The organism is Caballeronia sp. SL1002, assembly GCF_057814995.1.
This window is the reverse complement of record NZ_JBYMUW010000005.1, coordinates 990731-1012015: the sequence shown is the minus strand read 5'-3', so window position 1 is coordinate 1012015 and position 21285 is coordinate 990731. Positions and strand designations below refer to the sequence as shown.

Here is a 21285-nt window from a genome sequence, read left to right as displayed (position 1 = left end):
CGCTCACAGATAAAACGCGTCGGGCAATTGCTCGCGCGCGGTGGTGTCGCGCGTCGCGCCGCGCAGGTTGCCGAGGCGGATCGGCAGGTCCGGGCCGCCCAGTTCCATGATGACCTGACGGCACGCGCCGCACGGCGCAATCGGGCCGTCGGTATCGCCGATCACCGCAAGCGCCGCGAAGCTATCGCGCTCGCAGCCCGCCGCGATCGCGCTGAAAAACGCGGTGCGTTCCGCGCAATTGCAGAGGCCATAAGCGCTATTTTCGACATTGCAGCCGTCGAACACGCGGCCGTCCTTCGCCAGCAAGGCCGCGCCGACGCGGAAACGCGAATACGGCGCGTAGGCCCGTTCGCGCGCCGCCTCGGCACGTTCGAGCAATTCGTCCATCGTCATCGGAGTGTCCTCGGTTGTGCGAGCGTCAAGATGGTAAGGTAGCGATCGTTTATTTTGAGATGGAACACGCAGGGTGATTGTCTACCGATTGTTGAAAGGCGTCGGCGCGGCCTTGAGCGCGTCGATCTTCGTTTTGGCGGCGTGCGCGCCGCTTCCGCAAGATACCGGTCCCGCCGCAGCCGCCGCCGCGTCCGGAGTGCAAGCGAACGCAACGGCGGGTTCGCTCAAGCCGGCACCGCGTGCCGTCGCGCCGCAGAACGGCCTGCAAGGCGAGCAGCGGATCGTGGTCGGCGCGGCGGGCGGTCATCAGACGACGCTCACGCTCACGCCGCCATCGCAAGTGTGCGACGCCGATGCCTTCGCCGACGGCGTGCGCTACGGCTATGCCTACACGTGGAACCGGCTCGTGCTGGAACAGATGCGCGAAGGCGGCGCAAAGGGGGCCGCGAAAGCCGCCGCGATCCCGAAATTCGATCCCGCCACGATCCATCTGCAGGACGATCAATACGCGATCCAGTGGAACGGCAACGAGCGCGTGAACGCGTGCGCGTCGGACGGCTATCTGATCGGGCGCATTGTCGGCACGCATCGCGCGAGCGTCGACATGCGCGGCGGCTCGGCGTCTTGAGGCAACGGCGGCGGCGCCTCGCTCAGTCGCAGGTGTGCGCTTCGGTCACGTAGGACGCGGCGGCGATGTCGCCGTAGATGGTGTAGCCGGTGCCGTGCGCGGACGGCTCGGCGACCAGCATGACCACCGTGCGCCCGTCGGGGCCGCGCACGTCGACAATTTCGCCCTCCGCGTCTTGCGAATACTGGCGAAGCTTCCCGCCATGCGCGCCCCATTTCGCCTTGATGCAGTCCACGAACGGCACGACGACGAGCGTCGAGGTCCCCGATCCGACCGGCACGTTCTGGATCAGCGTGGTGTCCTGCGTCTGACAGCCCGCAAGCAGACTGGTGAGCAGGGCGCACGAGGCGAGTGTCGGGAGGGCGAGTTTTTTCATGCGGTCGAGCCTTTTCAGTGAGTCGTGTGCGACGGCCCGCGGCGGCGTTTTATGCAGGCCGGCGGCGTCGTTCCCCAATTTCCTCCTCGATCCTAACCGCACCGCCCGCAAAGGGCAAAGCCGGGAGGGCGCGCGAGCCGGTATCATCCGCCCTTTGAATTTGAGACAAGATGACGATCTGCGGCCCTCGCGGCGCGTGGCCGGTCTTCCGGCGGCGTTATCGGCATGACGAACGGATATGAATGAATTGAACCGGCGCTGGCCGGCGGGCCGTTTTCCGCCGACCCTCGCCGCGTCTGCCGCCTGGCACGCGATGGCGCTGGCCGGCGTCGCGGCCGAGCCTTCGACGTGGGGCTGGTGGCTCGCTGGAACCGCGCTGAACCACGCAGCGGTCACGGCGGCGGGTCTCTGGCCGCGCTCGTCGCTGCTCGGCCCGAACTGGACGCGTCTTCCCGCAAGGACGGGCAACGGGAACGCCATCGCGCTGACCATCGACGACGGTCCGGACCCCGAAGTCACGCCGCGCGTGCTCGATTTGCTCGAAACGCTCGGCATCCGCGCGACGTTTTTCTGCATCGGCGCGCGGGCGCGGGCGTATCCAGCGTTGACGCGCGAGATCGTGGCGCGCGGCCACGCGGTCGAAAATCACTCGCAGATCCACGTGCATACGTTTTCCGTGACGCCGCCGGGCGCGCTCGCCCGCGAGATCGCCGCCGCGCAGGCGACGATTGCGGATTTGACGGGCGTCGAGCCGTCGTTTTTCCGCGCGCCGGCCGGATTACGCAATATTTTTCTCGAACCGGTGCTGCAAAAGCTGGATTTGCGGCTTGCGGCGTGGACCCGGCGCGGTTTCGATACGCGCGAACGCGATCCCGATGTGGTCGCCGGGCGGCTGCTGGACGGTCTCGCCGCGCGGGACATCCTGCTGCTCCACGACGCCAACGCCGCGCGCACGTCGAGCGGCGAACCGGTCATTCTTCCCGTTTTGCCGCGTCTCGCCGACGCAGCGCGCCAGCGGAACCTGCGTTTCGTCACTTTGGACGAAGCGCGCCGCGCCTAGCCAGCCGCGCCTGACCGGCCGCACCTAGCCAGCCGCGCCCGAACGTTACATTTCCCTTCGGACGAACCCTGCTGTTTTCTTAAGTCCGGTCAACCTGCGCCGATATACAGGCGTTCCTTAAGTGCTACGTGTCCGGTGCGCGCTTACAGAGAAGTGCCCGAGACAGCGCGGTTTCTCGCCGCTGTCCGGCCGCGTAGGGCAACGGTGAATACCGCCGTCGCCGACCATACAATTAAAGCCGTTCAAGGCCATGCCTTGAGCGGCGATCCGGGAAGTTAGTTCCACGCATGTCTCGCAGAAACGTATTGAGTCCTACCCGCGCCATCGCGGCGCTGCGCCACCGTCTCGACAAGCGCGGCCTGCAAAGCCTCGTCGCGCCCGTCCTGACGGTCGTGGTCTGCGCGCTGCTGTTGCTGGTGTTCCAGCATCTCTCCCGCGCCGTCGATTACCACTCGGTCGTCCATCAGTTGCGCGGTCTCGATATCGCCGCCTGGGCCGGTGCGCTGTTCGCCACCGTGCTCAGTTTCGCGGCGCTCGTCGGCCGTGACGCGGTCGGGCTCCGGCACGTCGGTGCGCCGGTGCCGCGCGCGCTCTTGTGGGTTGGCGCGACGGTCGGCTCGGCGCTCGGCAACGCGACCGGTTTCGGCGCGCTGACCGGTGGCGCGGTGCGCTGCCGCGTATATGGCGCGGCGAAGGTCACGCCCGCGCAGGTCGGCCGGCTCACGCTGTTCACGAGCGTCACGCTCGCGCTTTCGCTTGCCCTGATGACGGCGATCGGCATGCTGTGCGCCGCCGATACGCTCGCCGGCATGCTGCGCCTGCCGCCCGCCGTGCTGCGCGTCGTCGGCGGGGCGCTGATCGCGATGTTCGCGACGATGTTCGTCTTTTGCGGCAAAACGCCGCGAACGCTGGTCTTTTTCCGCGAGCGACTGCGTTTCACCGTGCCCGCACGCCGCGATCTGGTGGGACAAGTCGCGCTCGCGATGATCGACGTGGTCGCGGCCGGACTCGCGCTGTGGGCCGTGCTGCCGCACGCGCAGGTCGGTTTCGGCAATTTCATCACCGTCTATTCCGCCGCGATGCTGCTCGGCATGATCGGCCATACGCCGGGCGGCGTCGGCGTGTTCGAGGCGGCGATGGTGTTCGCGCTCGGCCGCAACGTGCAGACGCCCGACATGGTCGCCGCGCTGCTCGCCTATCGCGCGATCTATTTCGGCCTGCCGCTGATTCTCTCCGCCGCCGTGATGGCCGCGTTCGAAGGCCGGGCGCTGCGCGGCCGGGTCGCGTCGATCAGCGCGCGCCACGTCTCGCCGCTCGCGCCGCTGTTCCTCAGCATCGTGACGTTCGTCGTGGGCGGCATGCTCGTGATTTCGGGCGCGACGCCCGCGTTCGGCAAGCGGATCGCGCTGTTGCAGACGATTCTGCCGCTGTGGGTGCTCGAAAGTTCGCAATTGCTCGGCAGCGTGATGGGCGTGCTGCTGCTGTTCGTCGCGCGCGGCCTGATGCGCCGGCTCGACGCCGCGTGGTGGCTCGCGATCATTCTGGCCGTCGCCAATCTGGCGCTGTCGCTCGCGAAAGGGCTCGCGTTCGTCGAAATGGGCGTGCTGGGTTTCCTCATCGTGTTGCTGATCGCGACGCGCGATCGTTTCAATCGCCGTTCCGCACTCTTCGCCGAGCGTTTCACGATGACGTGGCTTGCTTCCGTGGCCGTCGTGATCGTGCTCGCGGTATGGGTGATGTTCTTCGCCTTCCGCGATGTCCAGTACAGCAGCGACCTCTGGTGGCAGTTCGCCTTCGACGAACGCGCGCCGCGCGCCTTGCGCGCGACGCTCGGCGCGACGCTGTTCGCCGCCGTGTTCGCGCTGTGGCAATTGCTGCGTCCGGCGGCGGGCCGCTTCGTGAAGCCGGCCGGTCAGGATCTGCTCGACGCCGCGCGGATCGTCCGTGCGCAGGAACGCAGCGACGCCGGCCTCGCGATGATGGGCGACAAGAGTTTCCTGTTTTCCGAATCGCGCGAAGCGTTCCTGATGTACGCAAAGCACGGCCGCACCTGGGCCGCGCTGCACGATCCGGTCGGGCCGCGCCGCGAATGGGCGGAATTGATCCGCAAGTTCGTCGAACTGGCGCACGCGCATAACGGCCGCGCCGCGTTCTATCAGGTGCGCGCCGATGCGCTGCCGCTTTATCTCGACGCCGGCCTCACGCTGATGAAACTCGGCGAGGAAGCGCACGTCGTGCTCGACGATTTCGATCTCAAAGGCTCGCACCGCGCGCATCTGCGCTATGCGTTGAAGCGCGGCGAGCGCGATGGATTCGACGTCGAGGTGATCGACTCGGCCGCCGTCCCCGCGCATCTGCCGATGCTGCGCGAAATCTCGAACGCGTGGCTCGATAGCCGCGTCGCGCGTGAGAAAAGCTTCTCGGTGGCGGCGTTCACGGAAGAGTATCTCGCCGCGCAGTCGGTGCTGCTCGTGCGCCAGCAAGGCACGCCGGTCGCGTTCGTCACGTTCATGACCACCGATCTCAACACCGAGGCGACCGTCGGCGTGATGCGTCATGTGTCCGACGCCTCGCCGTATGCAATGGAATATCTGTTCACCAAGCTCGCGCTGCATCTGAAGCAAGCCGGATTCCGCAGCCTGAGCCTCGGCATCGCGCCCTTGTCGGGCATGCAGCCGAGCCCGCTCGCTTCGCCGTGGCACCGGCTCGCCGGTCTGGTCTGGCGCTTTGGCGGGCGTTTCTACAATTTCCGCGGATTGCGCGGGTTCAAGAGCAAGTTCCAGCCACGCTGGGAGCCGCGTTATCTGGCGGCATCCGGCTCGGTCGGCGTGTTTTTCACGCTGGCGGATCTCTCGTTGCTGGCGGGAGGCTGGCGTTCATGAAATTTCTGTTCAAACTCGCCGCGATGTCGGTAGTCGTTTTCGCGGCGGCCCAGGCGCAGGCCGCGACGACGATTTCCGGCGGCCGTTACGGCGACGTCGCGTTCACCAAGCCGGTCGGTCCGATGCGCGGTTTCGTCGTGCTGTTTTCCGAGAAAAGCGGCTGGACGCCCGCCGATCAGGACGCCGCCGACGCGCTCGCGAAGAACGGCGCGATGGTGGTCGGCGTGGATACGGCGCGTTATGCCGCGAAGCTGAAGAGCGTCGCGGCGTCGGAGAGTTGCCATCAACTGGTCGGCGATGCCGAGAGCGTCAGCCACCAGCTCGAACGTGAAGTGAAATCCGACCGCTATTTCTCGCCGATCTTCGCGGGCACCGGTCAGGGCGGCATTCTCGCGGAACGCGCGCTCGCGCAGGCGCCGGAAAACACGGTGGCGGGCGCGATCTCGCTCGACGCCGACCCGCAACTCGACGCCGCATTCAAGCCGTGCGCGCCCGATCCGACCATCACGCACAGCAAGGGCTTGCCCGGATTCATCGAGAAAGGCGCGTTGCAGGCCGGCACGACGAAAGCGACGGCGTTGGCCGCGCTGGCCGCGCCGCATCTGCGGGTGCAGGAAATGCACGAGGAAGACGTGTCGGATCTGCCGCTGATCGAATTGCGCGCGGCCAAGCCGACCGAGCAGCTCGCGATCGTGATTTCCGGCGACGGCGGCTGGCGCGATCTCGATAAAACGGTCGCGGAAGCGTTGCAGCGCGACGGGGTATCGGTGATCGGCTGGGACGCGCTGCGCTATTTCTGGAGCGCGAAGACGCCGCAGCAGACGAGCCGCGACCTCGCGCGCGTCATTCAGACGTACAGCGCGCGCTGGCATACGACGCAGGTTGCGCTGATCGGCTATTCGTTCGGCGCGGACGTGATGCCGTTTGCCTATAACTTGCTGCCGGAAAATGTGCGCTCGAAAGTGTCGTTCGTCTCGCTGATGGGTTTCGCGCCGTCGGCCGATTTCCAGATCCGCGTGACCGGCTGGCTCGGCATGCCCGCCTCCGATAAAGCGCTGCAAGTGCGACCGGAACTCGCGAAGCTGCCGCCCGCGATGGTGCAGTGCATCTACGGCGAGAAGGAAGAGGACACGTTGTGTCCGGCGCTGACCAAGACGGGGATCGAAGTGATCCGCACGACCGGCGATCACCATTTCGGCGGCGATTACGACGCGCTCGCCCGGCGCATCCTGAATAGTTGGCAGAAGCAGATCGCGGCACGCGGTTAAGGTTTGTTACCCTGTCGGAACTTCAAACGAAGGAGTTCCGGCATGGCGCTGATCGATCATCTCGACCACCTCGTTCTCACCTGCGTCGATCCCGACGCGACCCGGCACTTTTACGTCGATGTACTCCAGATGCGGCTCGAAACCTTCGGTTCGGGCCGTTTCGCATTTCGCTTCGGCAATCAGAAGATCAACCTCCACGTGCGCGGCGCGGAGTTCGAGCCGAAGGCGCATCTGCCCGTGCCGGGCGCGCTCGATTTGTGTTTTATCGCCGCCGTGCCGCTCGACGACGTGATCGCGCACCTGCGCCAGTGCAACTGGCCGATTATCGAAGGGCCGGTCGAACGCACCGGCGCCACGCAAAAGATCCGCTCGGTGTACCTGCGCGATCCGGATCTCAATCTCATCGAAATTTCAGAATTGATCTGAGCGCGCTCGGGATGGCTTACGCGTAAGGGCCGAGAAAATCGCGCTTGCCGATCTGCACGCCGAGATGGCGAAGAATGTCGTAGGCGGTCGTGACGTGAAAGTAGAAGTTCGGCAGGCCGAAACTCAGCAGATAGTCGTCGCCGCTGAAAACCGGCGCGAGACTGCCGAATTTCAGCACGATCTCGCGGCTTTCGCTGCCGTCCAGTTGCGCCGCGCCGATCCCGCTCATATACGCCTTCGTGTTCGCGATACGGGCGTGCAATTCGGCGAACGTCGTCTCGTTGTCCTCGAAACGCGGCGCGGCCACGCCGGAGAGGCGTTCCGCCGACAGCTTCGACGTGTCGGTTGCGCGCTGGATCTGACCGGCGAGCGGAAACATATCGGGCGCGAGCCGCGCCTCGATAATCTCGCGATGCGGCGTGCCGTGTTCGTCGGCATGGGCTTCGGCCTTTTTCAGCAAGGCGGCAAGCACGTCGAGGCCGCGCACGAAGACGGGAAGGGACGCGCGATACATCGTAAGGGACATGTTTTTCTCCTGGGCGGTTTATTGGACGTCTCAGCGAGCGCCGGATTCAGCGTCTGAGCGGACATGCAGGATAGCGCGGGGGCCGCGACGGCGCTTGGATCGGCTGGCCGGGCCACGCCCGCGCATATTGAAACCGGCTTGCCTGCGTTGCTCAAACTATCTAACCTGATCCGGCTCGGGCTTCTCAACTTGTCCTGGATCGCCAATGACCGTCGAACGCAACGCTTTGTCAGGTGACCGGGGTGTCGGATGCGTAGGGCTGCGTTCATGACATTCCTTGCCCGATTCGCCGCCGTGTTCGTGCTCGTGTTGCTAGGCGCTTGTGCGCAGCAGCCAGCGAGCGCGCCATCCGCCACGCCTTACAGCGCGGACGTCCGGCGCACGGAGGCGGGCGTGCCGCACATCCGGGCGAACGATTGGGGCAGTCTCGGGTTCGGCTACGGCTACGTGCAAGCCGAAGACAATCTGTGCACGCTCGCCGACGCCTTCGTGACGTATCGCGGCGAGCGCTCGTCGGTATTCGGCCCGGACGCGCGGCCGCCCGCCGCCGCGACGTTCGGCCAGCCGCGCAATCTCGACGCCGATTTCTTCTTCCGCCTCGTCGATAACGCCGCCGCCGCGGATCGATATCGCGATGCGCAGCCGCCCGAACTTCGCGAACTGGTGGAAGGCTTCGCGGCGGGCTACAACCGTTATGTGGCCGATCTCGCCGCCGGGCACTTTCCGCGCGCGCACGCCGCGTGCAAGGGCCAGCCGTGGGTGTCGGCCATTGCGCCCGCCGACATCTACCGGCGGCTGATCGCGGCGAATCTGGCGGGCGGCGCGGCGCGTTTCGTCCAGCAGATCGCCGCCGCCGCGCCTGCCGCTGCATCCACCGCGCCCCAAGCCGCGCTTGATCTGGATATCGCCGGACGATCCGGCCTCGGCAGCAACGCGCTCGCGTTCGGCGCGCAGGTCACGCACGATCGCGCGAGCCTGCTGTTCGGTAATCCGCACTGGTTCTGGCATGGGCCGGATCGCTTTTACGAGGCGCAGCTCACCATTCCGGGCCAGTTGAACGTGGCGGGCGTGTCGTTTCTCGGCGTGCCGGTCATCATGCTCGGCTTCAACGGAAACGTCGCGTGGACGCACACGGTGTCGAGCGCGCGGCGTTTCGGCATCTTCCAGTTGACACTCGATCCCGCCAATCCGACGCGCTATCTCGTCGATGGAAAAAGCGAGCCGATGACGCCGGTGTCGATCGCCGTGGAGACACGCCGCGCCGACGGCACGCCCGCACGCGTCACGCGCACGCTGTATTTATCGCGTTTCGGCCCGCTGATCGACCTCTCCGCGATGTCGCCCGCGCTCGCCTGGAACGCCCAGCACGCGTTCGCGCTGCGCGACGTCAACGCCGAGAATCTGCGCGCGTTCGACAACTTCCTCGCGTGGGACCGCGCGGCCTCGCTGACGGCGTTTATCGATATTCAGAAGCGATTCGCGGCCACGCCGTGGGTCAATACCTTCGCGATCGGCCGGGGCGACGCGCGCACGTGGTTCGCGGATATCGGCGCGATGCCCGATGTGCCCGACGCGCTCGCCGACGCCTGCACGCCGCCGCTCGGCCGCGCGTTCGCGGCGAGAGCGCCGGGCGTGCCGTTCCTCGATGGATCGAAGAACGCGTGCGCGTGGCGCGTCGAAGCGGCGAGCGTCCAGCCGGGCGCGCTGCCCGTATCGCAGATGCCGGGCATGGCGCGCGGCGACTACGTCGGCAATTTCAATGGCAGCTACTGGCTCACGAACGCGAACGCACCGATGACGGGTTATCCGCGCGTCGCGGGCGTGGTCGGCGGCGAGCAGACGTTGCGCACGCGCTACGGCCATGCGCTCGCGGCGAAGCTCCAGCGCGAGCCGGACGGCATCACGCGGGACGCGTTGAAGCGCGCCGCGCTCGACACCGATTCCTACTCGCAGCGCCTCTACAAGGCGCAACTGATCGGCGCGGTGTGCGGCGCGACTACGCCGGACGACGGCCTGCGCGAGCCGTGCGACGTATTGCGTGCGTGGAACGGCACCGCCGATCCCGCGTCGCGCGGCGCGAATCTCTGGGACGAATTCTGGCAGCGCGTGACGAAGATCGCGCCCGAACGGCTGTACGCGAACGCGTTCGATCCCGCTCAACCGCTCACCACGCCGAACGGTTTCAACACGTCGAATAGCTCGGTCGTGCAGGACTTGCGGCAGGCGCTCGGCGGCGCGGCGCTCGCGCTCAGGCTCAAGGGCTTCGCGCTGGATTCGCCGCGCGGCGCGCTGCTCTACGTGACGCGCGACGGCGCGCGCGTGCCGCTGTACGGCGGCTGCGACGAAGCGGGTTACTTCGCCATCGCCTGCGCGAAACGGCCGCTCGACGAAAAGGGTTATCCGATGGACGACAACGGTTACGGCAACAGTTATCTGCAGGTCGTGTCGTTCGGCGCGGACGGCGTCGAGGCCGACACGATGCTCGCGCATTCCGAATCCGACGACCCCGCATCGCCGCATTTCGGCGACGCCACGCGCGCTTACTCGCAAAAGCGCTGGACCCGTTTCCCCTTCACCGACGACGCCATCGGCGCCGACGCCGGCGCGAGCGCATCGACGCTGATCGGCCCACGCGCGGTCGCGCGCTGAAAGCGTCGAAGTCAAACCCGTCTATCATTGAGTTTTAACCGGCTGGAAACCCGCGATGATCTCCGACCCTACCGCATCACATTCCCAAGCCACGCAAGACGCGCCCGCCACGCTCGATCGCGACGCGCTCGCCGCTTTCGTCGAGCGCAAATGGAACGACGAGATCGTGCCCGCGCTCACCGACTACATCGCGGTGCCGGCCAAAAGCCCGATGTTCGACGCCGACTGGGTGCGCCACGGTTTTATCGAACGTGTCGTGACCGATGCCGCGCAATGGGCGGAGCAGCAGCCGGTGAAAGGGCTGACCGTCGAGATCGTGCGGCTCGAAGGCCGCACGCCGGTGATCTTCTTCGAAGCGCCCGCCACGCGCTCGAACAGCACGGAAACCATCGTGCTATACGGTCATCTCGACAAGCAACCCGAGTTCGAAGGCTGGCGGCGCGATCTCGGCCCGTGGACGCCGAAATTCGAAGACGGCAAGCTCTACGGACGCGGCGGCGCGGACGACGGCTACGCAACCTACGCGAGCATCAGCGCGATCGCCGCGCTCGACGCGCAAGGTGTGGAGCGGCCGCGTTGCGTCGGCATTATCGAGACGTGCGAGGAGTCGGGAAGTTACGACCTGCTGCCCTATATCGACGCGCTGCGCAGCCGCCTTGGCCGCGTCGGCCTCGTGATCTGCCTCGATTCGGGCGCGGGCAATTACGATCAGTTGTGGCTCACCACGTCGCTGCGCGGTCTCGTCTCCGGCGATCTCGAAATCGAGGTGCTCGAAGAAGGGCTGCATTCGGGCGGTTATGGCGGCATCGCGCCGTCCACGTTCCGCATCATGCGCAAGCTCTTCGAACGGCTCGAAGACGCCGGTACGGGCAATCTGCTGCCGAACGGTTTTCACTGCCCGATCCCGCCCGACCGCCTGCGCGAGGCGGAAGCGACCGCGCGCATTCTCGGCGACGACGTCTGGAAAAAGCTGCCGTGGAGTTGCGGCCAGGACGGCGGTCCGGTCCTGCCGACCACGACCGATCCGCGCGAGGCGCTGCTTGCATCCACATGGCGGCCTTCGTTGACGGTGACGGGCGCGTCCGGCCTGCCGCCGCTCGCCGATGCGGGCAACGTGCTCGCGCCGCGCTCCGCGTTCAAGCTGTCGCTGCGTCTGCCGCCGCTGGTGGAAGCGGCGGGCGCGGTCGAGGAACTCAAGTCGCTGCTCGAATTCGATCCGCCGTACAACGCGAAGGTCACGTTCCGCCCGGAAGCGGGGCCGGCGACCGGCTGGAGCGCGCCCGATCTCGCGCCGTGGCTCTACGGCGCACTCAACGGCGCATCGCGCAGCCACTTCGGCGCGGACGTCGCGTTCATGGGCCAGGGCGGCACGATCCCGCTGATGAACACGCTCAAGGAAGGCTTCCCGAGCGCGCAATTCATGGTGTGCGGCGTGCTCGGTCCGAAGTCGAACGCGCACGGACCGAACGAATTCCTGCATGTGCCGTATGGCAAGAAACTGACATCGGCGGTCGCGGAAGTGATCGCGGCGGCGCCGTGACACTACCTGTCTGACTGCCGCACCTGTTCTGTTTTTTCACAAGGAGACAACGTCGCAATGAACGACCTTCACCCGAACGCCGCGCCGGAACTGCGCATTCCCGTCGATACCCTGCACGCCTACGTGCGCGCCATCTGGGAGCGCGCGGGCAGTACGCCGCGCGAGGCGGAACTCGTCGCGGACCATCTCGTGATGGCGAATCTGTCGGGCCACGATTCGCATGGCGTCGGCATGATTCCGCGCTACATGAGCTCGCTCGCGGACAACGAATTGAAACTCAACGCGCACGCGGAGATCGTGCGCGATGCGGGCGCGGTGCTGTCGATCGACGGCGTCAAGGGGTTCGGCCAGGTGGTGGCGTTCGAGGCGATGGAGCACGGCATCGAGCGCGCGAAGAAACTCGGCGTGTGCGCGGTCGGCTTGCGTAACGCGCATCACATCGGGCGGATCGGACATTGGGCCGAGCAGTGCGCGAAGGCCGGACTGGTGTCGTTTCACTTCGTGAACGTGGCGGGCGATCCGCTGGTCGCGCCGTTCGGCGGGATCGACCGGCGCTTTGGCACGAACCCGTTCTGCGCCGCGTTTCCGCGCGACGGCAAGACGCCGCTCGTGCTCGATTTCGCGACGAGCGGTATCGCCTACGGCAAGACGCGCGTCGCCTACAACAAGGGCGTGGACGTCGCGCCGGGCTACCTGATCGAACACGACGGCACGCCGACCAACCATCCGAGCGTGATGCACGAAGAGCCGTTCGGCTCGTTGCTGCCGTTCGGCGGCCACAAGGGTTTCGGACTGGCGGCGATGTGCGAGATTCTCGGCGGCGCGTTGTCGGGCGGCTACACCACACGCGAAAGCACGCTGCAGAAAACCAGCGCGATCATCAACTGCATGACGTCGGTGATTCTCGACCCCAACGCCTTCGACGCGCCCGCCGCGCAAGCCGAGGCGGAAGCGTTCGTCGAGTGGGTGAAGGCGTCGCCGCGCAGCGCGGGCGTCGAACAGATCTACGCGCCGGGCGAGCCGGAAGAAGCGCGTCGCGCAGAGCGAGGCGCGGCGGGCGTAGCGATCGACCCGACCACCTGGCGGCAGATTCGCGAAGCCGCCGAGAAAGCGGGCATGGCGACGAGTGAAATCGAGACGTTCGCCGAGGCGCTGCGTTAAGTTATCCAGACCCCTTCGAAAATAAAAAGCCGTTTCCGCAGCCAAGGCGGAAACGGCTTTTTGCCGGGTGGCGGCGAAAATCTCAGCGCAACATGTCGTGCTGGATCCACTCCAGCACCGAAGTCCGCTTCGGCGTCCAGCCGAGCAGTTCGCGCGCGTTTTTGCCGCGCACGCGGCTATTCGATCCAAGCCCATACGACGCCATCTCGTAACCCCATTCCTGCTTCGCTGCATCGAGCGGCCAGTCTTGCGGCGCGCCGAGTTTCAGCGCGCGGGCCATCGCGGCGGTCATTTCGTTGAACGCAGCCTCGCCGCTTTCGATGAAATAGAACGTGCCGGCGGGCGACGTGTCGAGCGCACGGCGATACGCATCGACGACATCGTCGATATGCACGTTCGACCAGATATTGCGACCCGGCCCGACGTGACGCACCACGCCGCTTTTCTGCGCTTGCGACAGCAGACGCGGCAACTGCACGCTCTTACTCGATGCAAGCGCGCCGTGACCGTAGATCAGCGTGTTGCACAGCACGGACGCGCGCACGCCGCGTTTGGCCGCGTCGAGCACGAGGTTGTCGATCGCCACGCGCGGCGCTTTGTCGGCGGTCGGTTCGGGCAGCGCGTCTTCGTGATAGATGGCGTCCGACGCTTCGCCGCCGGAGGCATCGCCGACGATGCTCGACCCGCTCGTATGCAGCAGCGGCTTATTTGAGCCTTCGAGCCCTTCGATCAGCGCTTCGACCGCGCCGCGATGGTCGCTGTCCGCCGCATTGATCACGCCGTCCGACGCGCGTGCTTCGCGCACGAGCAGATCGTGATCGTCGAGGCTGCCGATCACCGGTTCCACGCCGATCTGCTTCAGTTCGTCCGCTTGTTCCGCGCGCCGCACGAGGCCGCGCACGTGATGCCCGTCGCGCGCGAGTCCCGCCGCGATCGATCCGCCGATAAAGCCGCCTGCGCCCGTGATGAAGATTTTCATGTTTGTTGCTCCGTGTCTGAGTTGATGTGGGGAGTATCGGCGGGAACGGCGCGCGCAAAAACCCGCATAATTTCAAATCATTCTTGATTTGAGAGCACGAATCGCGCGAGGCTCGGTATCCTTGGCGGTTCAACCTTCATTACACGTCGAGCCAGCCAAATGACGATCGAAGCACTGAATGCGCCCGGCCTGCCGGTTCCCGGCGGCCATTACAGCCACGCGACGCGCGCGGGCAACCTGATCTGCGTGTCGGGACAGTTGCCGATCCGGCCGGACGGGACGCATACCGGGGACATGCCGTTCGCCTTTCAGGCCGAGCAGACGCTTTCGAATTTGCGGACGGTGTTGCTTGCCGCGGGCGCGGGGTTGCGGGATGTGATCGAGGTGACGGTTTATCTTGTCGGCGTGGATCACTGGCAGGAGTTCAACGATATCTATGCGCGGCATTTTGGGGAGTGGAAACCGGCGCGGGCCGTGGTGCCTGTCGGCGCGTTGCACTTTGGGTATTTGTTGGAGATTTCTGCGAGGGCTTGGGTAGAGGTAGGGGTGTGATGTGGTCGTTCGGCGCTTTCTGGGAACTTGCACTGGGTTTGGTTTGCTGGCGCCGTTTGCTTTTGTTTGCTTGTGCTTCTTGGGAACTTGCTTTCGCGTGCGTTTATTAGCACGCCGCTATGCGCGGCGGCAGTCACTTTCTTTGCTGCTGCAAAGAAAGTAACCAAAGAAAGCAGCTTATCCGGCTAAGTGTCCACCTCGAATAACAACAGGGATAGGCACGCAAGCTGATTAGGCCAACTCGCGTTCGTTCGTATTGGCACAGCGCCGTCAGTTCCGTCTTCGCTGCGCTCGGACGATGGGCACATCAAAAACCGCGGGTTTGGCTTTCCGATTTGTTGGTTATGCCGTTCCGGCAGGCACTTCGTGCCTGCCGGGATGAATGAGCGGCTCCACTCTGTAGTGTGGTGCGATGGCCGAATCAGCTTGCGCGCCTATCCGCTGGGTTATTCGAGGTGGACACTTAGACGGACAAGCTGCTTTCTTTGGTTACTTTCTTTGCAGCAGCAAAGAAAGTGACTGCTGCCGCGCATAGCGGCGTGCTAATAGACCTACATGAAAGCAAGTTCACAGGAAGCACCGAACGTCAGACGGTGTAACCCGCCCACACCGAGCCGCCCGCGGCGCCAAACCCCGTGCTGCTTTCTTTGGTTACTTTCTTTGCAGCTAGCCAAAAAAAGTGACTGCTGCCGCGCATAGCGGCGTGCTAATAGACCGACACGAAATCAAGCTCCCAAGAAGCGCCCGAACATCAGACGGTGTAATCCACCCACACCAAGCCGCCCACGGCGCCAAACCCCGTGCTGCTTTCTTTGGTTACTATCCCGCGCAGCTAGCCAAAGAAAGTGACTGCTGCCGCGCACAGCGGCGTGCTAATCGACCTACGCGAAAGCAAGTTCCCAAAAACCACAGGCAAACAAAAGCAAAGGCGCCAGCAAACCGAACCCGTCCGCCTAAACCCCATACACGAATAACCTTCGACGGATTTCTTCGTGGCCCCCGCGCGCCATCGCCGACAAAATAACGTGATCGCCTCTCTCCGACGGTGCCAAGCCATGCCCGCCATCAGGACCCCTCGATGAGCCAGAAAACCCCGCCGCGCCAGCTCCATCTCAACATCAACGTGCTGCATTCCGGCTTCCTGCCTTCCGCGTGGCGCGTACCCGAAGCCGACCCGAAAGCGTTCGTCGACGTCGCGCATTACGTGCGGATCGCGAAACTCGCGGAATCGGCGAAGTTCGACGCCGTGTTTCTCGCCGATAACGCCGCCATCGCCGATCAAATCGACTTCCGCCCAATCACCGCGCTCGAACCGACCGTGCTGCTCGCGAGCGTGGCGGCAGCGACGACGCGGATCGGCGTGATCGGAACGGCTTCGACGAGCTATAACGAGCCGTACAACATCGCGCGGCGTTTCGCGACGCTCGACCACGTGAGCGCGGGACGCGCGGGCTGGAACGTCGTCACGACCGCGGATCTCGCCTCGGCGCGCAATTTCGGCCGCGACGCGGTGCCGGATCACGCCGAACGCTACGCGCGCGCCGCCGAATTCACCGACGTCGTGAAGCAATTGTGGGATAGCTGGGAAGACGACGCGTTTATCGGCGACAAAACCGCCGGCCGCTTCGCCGATCCCGCAAAAATTCATCCGCTCGCGCATCGCGGAAAATATTTTTCGGTGCAAGGGCCGCTGAATCTGCCGCGCTCGCCGCAGGGGCATCCGGTGCTCGTGCAGGCGGGCGCGTCCGGCGACGGGCGGGAACTCGCCGCGCGTCACGCCGAGGCCGTGTTTTCGGCGTCGCAGTCGTTCGAGGAATCGCTTGAATATGCCCGCGATCTCAGGACGCGCGCGGCGGCCTACGGGCGCGGACCAAACGCGATCAAAGTGCTGGCCGGCCTGACGACGATCATCGGTGCAACGGAGGCCGACGCACTGCGCCGCCGGGACGAACTCGTCGATCTGATTCCGTGGAATTACAGTCTCAACCGGCTGGCCGGGACGCTCGGGATCGCGGCGGATCGTCTGAAACCAGACGAGCGCCTGCCCAACGATCTCGCACTGCCGCTCGACGGCAACGGCAATCACACGTTCTTCAACGCGATGGTCGCGGAGGCGCGTCGTCATGGACACACCGCGCGCGAACTGGTGCGGGCGCTGGCGGGCGGAACGGGGCATCGCGTGGTGGTGGGAACGCCCGAGCAGATCGCGGACGATATCGAGCGATGGTTCGCGGGCGGTGCCGTCGACGGCTTCAATCTGATGCCCGATGTCTTGCCGGGCGGCCTGCAGGATTTCGTCGATGGCGTCGTACCGATCCTGCAGCGGCGCGGCATTTTCCGCCGCGATTACGAGGGCACGACGCTGCGCGAACACCTCGCACTCGAACGGCCCGACAACGCGCGTGCGTGGCTCAAGACAGCCTGATCAAGACGCTCAAGACGCCGCTGCGGGCCAGCGGTTTTCATCGACACAAAGCGCCGCCGGCATGCGCTTCGCCCAGCCTTCGGCCTGCAGCATCGGCTCGTCGTAGAAACGGGCGACGTGGCCGAGACACAAAATCGCCACGGGCCGCGCGCCGGCGGGCATGTGCAAAAGGCGCTGCACCGCCGCGACATCGAAGAGCGACACCCAGCCGAGGCCGAGTCCTTCCGCGCGCGCTGCGAGCCAGACGTTCTGGATCGCGCACGCCACCGATGCCAGATCCATCTCGGGCAGCGTTCGACGGCCGAAAACGTGCCGCTCGCGATCTTCCATCAGCCCGACGACGATCACTTCGCCGCAATCCAGAATCCCCTGCACTTTGAGCTTCATGAATTCGTCGGCGCGTTCGTTCAGCGCCTCGGCGGTCGCGCGCCGTTCGGTTTCCACGATATCGTGCAGCGCCACGCGCAACGCGCGGTCGGTCACGCGGACAAACCGCCACGGCTGCATGAAGCCGACGCTCGGCGCGAGATGCGCGGCGCCGAGCAGGCGTTTGAGCTGATCGGGATCGACCGGATCGGGCGTGAAATGACGCATGTCGCGGCGCTCGCGGATCGCGCGGTAAACCGCGTCGATTTCGGGTTGCGTGAAACGGCCGGAGCGGTTTGAATCGTGATCGAAATCGGGCATGGAAGGGGATATCTCGGGTGGAACACATCCGGCGGCGTCTGCGGGATTTGACCACAAAACCGCTGTCAGACGATTTCGGTCGGCTTTCGCCCGCCTCGCAACGCTCCGAAATTCACCCCGCGCGATCAAGCTCCACGACTTCCTCGCCTCCAATAGTCGGGTTAGCCCGCGTTGACGAATTTGCAACACTTTCGGTACGCTTGCGGCGATTGTTCGCTATATGAATCACGGTTCGTATAGCGAACATTAAAAGAAAATTCGGGGCTGGTGCGAGTTTGGCCAGAGCGGCACATCACAAGAGACAGCAGGCATGGGCCGCGCGGAAACGAAACCGCGCGCGCGTCCACGCGGCATCGGACGAAGGGGAAGGCAGTGAGCAGAGGTCCAGCAGTCAACGTTCAGACGTTTATCAACGAGCACCCGTTTTCCGGGTTCCAGTGGCTCGTGTTCGCCATGTGTTTCATCATCGTCCTGCTGGACGGTTTCGATACAGCGGCCATCGGTTTCATCGCGCCTTCGCTGATTACGGAATGGGGCATCAGCCGACCCGCGCTCGCGCCGGTCTTAAGCGCGGCGCTCTTCGGCCTCGCGTTCGGCGCGCTGTGCGCCGGGCCGCTGTCCGATAAGCTCGGCCGCCGCGTGTTGCTGATTTCGTCGGTGATCGTGTTCGGCGTGGCGTGTTTCGCGTCGGCATTTTCCGCCGATCTCGCGCATCTGACCGTGCTGCGCTTCATCACCGGCCTCGGTCTCGGCGCGGCCATGCCGAACGCGGTCACGCTGATGAGCGAGTTCTGCCCCGACCGCCGCCGCGCGACGCTCATCAACCTGATGTTTTGCGGCTTTCCGCTCGGCGCGGCGTTCGGCGGCTTTCTCGCCGCGTGGATGATCCCGCACTTCGGCTGGCGCAGCGTGCTGCTGTCGGGCGGCACCGCGCCGCTGCTGCTCGCGGTGTTGCTGCTGCTGACGCTGCCGGAATCGGTGCGCTACATGGTCGCGAAGAATCGTCCGGTGGAAAAAATCCGCGCGACGCTGGGCCGCATTTCGAGCGCCGCCGCGAATGCCGGTTCGTTCATCATGACCGAGCAGGCGCCGCCCGTCGCGGGCAAGACGGGTATCCGCGTGGTGCTGTCGCGTTCGTACATCGTCGGCTCGATCATGCTGTGGCTCGCGTATTTCATGGGTCTCGTGATCTTCTACGCGTCGATCAACTGGATGCCGATCCTGCTCAAGGAAGCCGGCCTCTCCCCGCAACGCGCGACGCTGATTTCCGCGCTGTTCCCGCTCGGCGGTGTCGGCGCAGTGCTGTGCGGCGTGCTGATGGACCGTTTCAACCCGAACAAGATCATCGCGGCGTGCTACGCGCTGACCGCCGTGAGCGTCTGGGCGATCGGCCAGGCGGTGGGCAATGTCGGCTGGCTCGTGCTGATCGTGTTCGTGGCGGGCGTGCTGATGAACACCGCGCAGTCGTCGATGCCCGCGCTCGCCGCCGCGTTTTATCCGACGCAAGGGCGCGGCACCGGCGTCGCGTGGATGCTGGGCATCGGCCGTTTTGGCGGGATCGCCGGGTCGTTTCTGGTGGCGGAACTGACGCGCCAGCACTTCACGTTCGGCGGCATTTTCGCGGTCGTCGCGGTGGCGGGTCTGGTGTCGTGCGCCGCGCTGCTCGTCAAGCACATGGCGCATCCGCAATCGGCCGCCGATCCGATTCCGCGCGGCGAACCGCTCGGTCACTGATTCCCTGCGCCGTCACACGGCGGTGTTATTTAAAGCGGGCGGCAAGCAATTGCCGCCCGCTTTTTTTTCGAGGCACAAAGCGCGCCCGCCGACGCAGGTCCGCGCAAATATCGCCCGGACAAAACCCGCTTCGAATTGAAATGTGTACCATCGGAACCAGGAGCCGCGCCAAAAGCGCGGGCTTCGCGCGGCATCCGTGTTTCGAAGCGAGACACGCTGGACCTGAGAACTTCACATCACAAGAGCGCATGCACACCATGACAAACGACCGGACCCAGAGCAGCCAGGCCACTCCCGCCAACGACTTCCCGACCGAATCCTTCGACGATCCCGCCGCCGCCGTTGCGCGCCTCTCGGCCATCTATGAAGCGAACACGGCTTTCCTGCGCGACGCCTTCGCGCGTTATCGGCGGCAGGAAACGTTCACGCATCGCGTGCGCGCCTGCTATCCGTTCGTGCGTATCCGCACCGAACTCAACACGCAGATCGACTCGCGCCGCTCGTACGGGTTCGTCGCCGGGCCGGGCATTTTCGAAACCACGCTGACGCGGCCGGATCTTTTCGGAGATTACTACCGCGAGCAACTGCGCCTGCTCACGAAGAACCATCATGTCGGGATTGAAGTGGGCGTCTCCGCGCAACCCATTCCGATCCACTTCGCGTTCGCCGAAGGCATTCATCTGGAAGGCGATCTCGATCGCGACCGGCTGCTCGCGATGCGCAATATCTTCGACACCCCGGACCTCGCGCTGCTGGACGACCGCATTGTCAACGGCACGTATGAGCCGGGTCCGGGCGAGCCGCATCCGCTCGCGCTTTTCACGGCGGCGCGCGTGGATTTCTCGCTGCATCGGCTGCGCCATTACACGGCGACTTCACCGACGCATTTCCAGAATTACGTGCTCTACACGAACTACCAGTTCTACATCGACGAGTTCGTGAAGCTCGGCCGCGAGATGATGTCCGCGACCGACGACGAAGCGACCCGCGCGTATCGCTGCGAGTATTCGTCGTTCGTGGAACCGGGTGACGTGGTCACCTACAACGCGAACCTGAGCGAGCCTTCCGGCGACCAAGGCACGGCGCCCGCGCGCCTGCCGCAGATGCCCGCGTATCACCTGAAACGCGCGGACGGCAGCGGCATCACGATGGTGAATATCGGCGTGGGACCGTCGAACGCGAAGACCATCACGGACCATATCGCCGTGTTGCGGCCGCACGCGTGGGTGATGCTCGGACACTGCGCGGGATTGCGCAACACGCAGCGTCTCGGCGACTACGTGCTCGCGCACGGCTATGTGCGCGAGGATCACGTGCTCGACGCCGATCTGCCGTTGTGGGTGCCGATTCCGGCGCTGGCCGAAGTGCAGGTCGCGCTTGAAAAAGCGGTCGCGCAGGTGACGAAGCTGGAGGGCGTGGATCTGAAACACGTGATGCGCACGGGGACCGTGGCGAGCGTGGACAACCGGAACTGGGAGTTGCGCGATCATCGCGAGCCGGTGCAGCGTTTGTCGCAGAGCCGGGCGATTGCGCTCGACATGGAAAGCGCGACGATCGCGGCGAATGGATTCCGGTTCCGCGTGCCGTATGGGACGTTGCTGTGCGTGTCGGACAAGCCGCTGCACGGCGAGCTGAAACTGCCCGGCATGGCCGACCAGTTTTATCGCGCGCAAGTCGATCAGCACTTGCAGATCGGCGTGAAGGCGATGGAGTTGCTAAGGATGAACGGGTTGTCGAAGCTGCATAGCCGGAAGCTGCGGAGCTTTGCGGAGGTTGCGTTTCAGTGAGCGTGTAGGAGCCAAAACAAAAAAGCGGCCTTGGCAGGCCGCTTTTTTTTTGCTCGGGATGCGGCGGTGTTCGGACCATTGGGCGCGCGGTCGGGATATGAGGATGCGCGCCGGGACGGCCGGCGGCGTTCTGCTCAGCCCCGCGGTGAAGGATCGATCGGGCTCCTCGTGAACGTAAGGTAGGGGTTCAAGTTTGGATGGGTGGTCGCCAG

General features: G+C 65.1%; 17 protein-coding genes. 12 read left to right on the top strand and 5 right to left on the bottom strand.

The window, feature by feature from the left end:
* Nucleotides 1-3: 3 nt before the first annotated feature.
* The gene (locus tag AC3D25_RS28900) at nt 4-465 is read right to left on the bottom strand and encodes a cytidine deaminase (RefSeq protein WP_488892184.1); all 462 of its coding nucleotides are present in this window, start codon (nt 463-465) and stop codon (nt 4-6) included.
* A 1-nt stretch (nt 466) separates the two neighbouring features.
* Here AC3D25_RS28900 and AC3D25_RS28895 point away from each other — a divergent pair, with 1 nt between their 5' ends.
* The gene (locus tag AC3D25_RS28895) at nt 467-1021 is read left to right on the top strand and encodes a hypothetical protein (RefSeq protein WP_488891901.1); all 555 of its coding nucleotides are present in this window, start codon (nt 467-469) and stop codon (nt 1019-1021) included.
* Nucleotides 1022-1043: 22 nt separating this feature from the next.
* Here AC3D25_RS28895 and AC3D25_RS28890 read toward each other — a convergent pair whose 3' ends face one another.
* Nucleotides 1044-1397, bottom strand: a complete 354-nt coding sequence (locus tag AC3D25_RS28890; RefSeq protein WP_488891900.1) for a hypothetical protein — start codon at nt 1395-1397, stop codon at nt 1044-1046.
* A gap of 238 nt (nt 1398-1635) precedes the next feature.
* On the opposite strand from AC3D25_RS28890, the gene AC3D25_RS28885 reads away from it, so the two are divergent.
* From AC3D25_RS28885 to AC3D25_RS28870, 4 genes are all read left to right on the top strand, one after another.
* Entirely contained in the window at nt 1636-2457 is an 822-nt protein-coding gene (locus tag AC3D25_RS28885; protein WP_488891899.1) for a polysaccharide deacetylase family protein, read from the top strand.
* A gap of 287 nt (nt 2458-2744) precedes the next feature.
* Nucleotides 2745-5339 (top strand): bifunctional lysylphosphatidylglycerol flippase/synthetase MprF, encoded by a 2595-nt coding sequence (gene mprF, locus AC3D25_RS28880; protein WP_488891898.1) that lies wholly within the window; start codon nt 2745-2747, stop codon nt 5337-5339.
* A complete protein-coding gene (locus tag AC3D25_RS28875; RefSeq protein ID WP_488891897.1) occupies nt 5336-6607 on the top strand; it encodes a virulence factor family protein in 1272 nt (423 codons plus the stop codon). Before mprF ends, AC3D25_RS28875 begins: the two co-directional genes overlap by 4 nt.
* A 42-nt stretch (nt 6608-6649) precedes the next feature.
* Nucleotides 6650-7033 (top strand): VOC family protein, encoded by a 384-nt coding sequence (locus tag AC3D25_RS28870; RefSeq protein WP_488891896.1) that lies wholly within the window; start codon nt 6650-6652, stop codon nt 7031-7033.
* A 16-nt stretch (nt 7034-7049) separates the two neighbouring features.
* On the opposite strand, the gene AC3D25_RS28865 is transcribed toward AC3D25_RS28870, so the two are convergent.
* Nucleotides 7050-7559 (bottom strand): DUF1993 domain-containing protein, encoded by a 510-nt coding sequence (locus tag AC3D25_RS28865; protein ID WP_488891895.1) that lies wholly within the window; start codon nt 7557-7559, stop codon nt 7050-7052.
* A gap of 267 nt (nt 7560-7826) precedes the next feature.
* Between AC3D25_RS28865 and AC3D25_RS28860 the strand changes: the two genes are divergently transcribed.
* The 3 genes from AC3D25_RS28860 to AC3D25_RS28850 are packed head-to-tail and all read left to right on the top strand — an operon-like array spanning nt 7827 to nt 12909.
* Nucleotides 7827-10208: a penicillin acylase family protein gene (locus AC3D25_RS28860; RefSeq protein ID WP_488891894.1), complete on the top strand. Its 2382-nt coding sequence runs from the start codon at nt 7827-7829 to the stop codon at nt 10206-10208.
* A 55-nt stretch (nt 10209-10263) separates the two neighbouring features.
* Nucleotides 10264-11748 (top strand): M20/M25/M40 family metallo-hydrolase, encoded by a 1485-nt coding sequence (locus AC3D25_RS28855; RefSeq protein ID WP_488891893.1) that lies wholly within the window; start codon nt 10264-10266, stop codon nt 11746-11748.
* Nucleotides 11749-11805: 57 nt separating this feature from the next.
* Nucleotides 11806-12909 carry a malate/lactate/ureidoglycolate dehydrogenase gene (locus tag AC3D25_RS28850; RefSeq protein WP_488891892.1) on the top strand — a complete coding sequence of 368 codons (1104 nt, stop codon included), beginning with the start codon at nt 11806-11808 and terminating at the stop codon, nt 12907-12909.
* A gap of 82 nt (nt 12910-12991) precedes the next feature.
* Here AC3D25_RS28850 and AC3D25_RS28845 read toward each other — a convergent pair whose 3' ends face one another.
* Nucleotides 12992-13888: an NAD-dependent epimerase/dehydratase family protein gene (locus AC3D25_RS28845; RefSeq protein ID WP_488891891.1), complete on the bottom strand. Its 897-nt coding sequence runs from the start codon at nt 13886-13888 to the stop codon at nt 12992-12994.
* 159 nt (nt 13889-14047) lie between these two features.
* Between AC3D25_RS28845 and AC3D25_RS28840 the strand changes: the two genes are divergently transcribed.
* Nucleotides 14048-14440 (top strand): RidA family protein, encoded by a 393-nt coding sequence (locus AC3D25_RS28840; RefSeq protein WP_488891890.1) that lies wholly within the window; start codon nt 14048-14050, stop codon nt 14438-14440.
* A gap of 1078 nt (nt 14441-15518) precedes the next feature.
* Nucleotides 15519-16865 carry an LLM class flavin-dependent oxidoreductase gene (locus AC3D25_RS28835; protein ID WP_488891889.1) on the top strand — a complete coding sequence of 449 codons (1347 nt, stop codon included), beginning with the start codon at nt 15519-15521 and terminating at the stop codon, nt 16863-16865.
* Between the two features lie 9 nt (nt 16866-16874).
* Here the strand turns inward: AC3D25_RS28835 and bluB are convergent, their stop codons facing one another.
* Nucleotides 16875-17552 carry a 5,6-dimethylbenzimidazole synthase gene (bluB, locus tag AC3D25_RS28830; RefSeq protein WP_488891888.1) on the bottom strand — a complete coding sequence of 226 codons (678 nt, stop codon included), beginning with the start codon at nt 17550-17552 and terminating at the stop codon, nt 16875-16877.
* Nucleotides 17553-17924: 372 nt separating this feature from the next.
* On the opposite strand from bluB, the gene AC3D25_RS28825 reads away from it, so the two are divergent.
* Entirely contained in the window at nt 17925-19286 is a 1362-nt protein-coding gene (locus tag AC3D25_RS28825) for an MFS transporter (RefSeq protein ID WP_488891887.1), read from the top strand.
* A 257-nt stretch (nt 19287-19543) separates the two neighbouring features.
* Complete coding sequence (locus tag AC3D25_RS28820) at nt 19544-21073, top strand: AMP nucleosidase (protein WP_488892183.1); 1530 nt, start codon at nt 19544-19546, stop codon at nt 21071-21073.
* Nucleotides 21074-21285: the final 212 nt, after the last annotated feature.

Coding starts and splice junctions, on each gene's coding strand:
- AC3D25_RS28890 (WP_488891900.1), bottom strand. CDS start 1,397: ATGAAAAAACTCGCCCTCCCGACACTCGCCTCGTGCGCCCTGCTCACC.
- AC3D25_RS28885 (WP_488891899.1), top strand. CDS start 1,636: ATGAATGAATTGAACCGGCGCTGGCCGGCGGGCCGTTTTCCGCCGACC.
- mprF (WP_488891898.1), top strand. CDS start 2,745: ATGTCTCGCAGAAACGTATTGAGTCCTACCCGCGCCATCGCGGCGCTG.
- AC3D25_RS28875 (WP_488891897.1), top strand. CDS start 5,336: ATGAAATTTCTGTTCAAACTCGCCGCGATGTCGGTAGTCGTTTTCGCG.
- AC3D25_RS28870 (WP_488891896.1), top strand. CDS start 6,650: ATGGCGCTGATCGATCATCTCGACCACCTCGTTCTCACCTGCGTCGAT.
- AC3D25_RS28865 (WP_488891895.1), bottom strand. CDS start 7,559: ATGTCCCTTACGATGTATCGCGCGTCCCTTCCCGTCTTCGTGCGCGGC.
- AC3D25_RS28860 (WP_488891894.1), top strand. CDS start 7,827: ATGACATTCCTTGCCCGATTCGCCGCCGTGTTCGTGCTCGTGTTGCTA.
- AC3D25_RS28855 (WP_488891893.1), top strand. CDS start 10,264: ATGATCTCCGACCCTACCGCATCACATTCCCAAGCCACGCAAGACGCG.
- AC3D25_RS28850 (WP_488891892.1), top strand. CDS start 11,806: ATGAACGACCTTCACCCGAACGCCGCGCCGGAACTGCGCATTCCCGTC.
- AC3D25_RS28845 (WP_488891891.1), bottom strand. CDS start 13,888: ATGAAAATCTTCATCACGGGCGCAGGCGGCTTTATCGGCGGATCGATC.
- AC3D25_RS28840 (WP_488891890.1), top strand. CDS start 14,048: ATGACGATCGAAGCACTGAATGCGCCCGGCCTGCCGGTTCCCGGCGGC.
- AC3D25_RS28835 (WP_488891889.1), top strand. CDS start 15,519: ATGAGCCAGAAAACCCCGCCGCGCCAGCTCCATCTCAACATCAACGTG.
- bluB (WP_488891888.1), bottom strand. CDS start 17,552: ATGCCCGATTTCGATCACGATTCAAACCGCTCCGGCCGTTTCACGCAA.
- AC3D25_RS28820 (WP_488892183.1), top strand. CDS start 19,544: ATGACAAACGACCGGACCCAGAGCAGCCAGGCCACTCCCGCCAACGAC.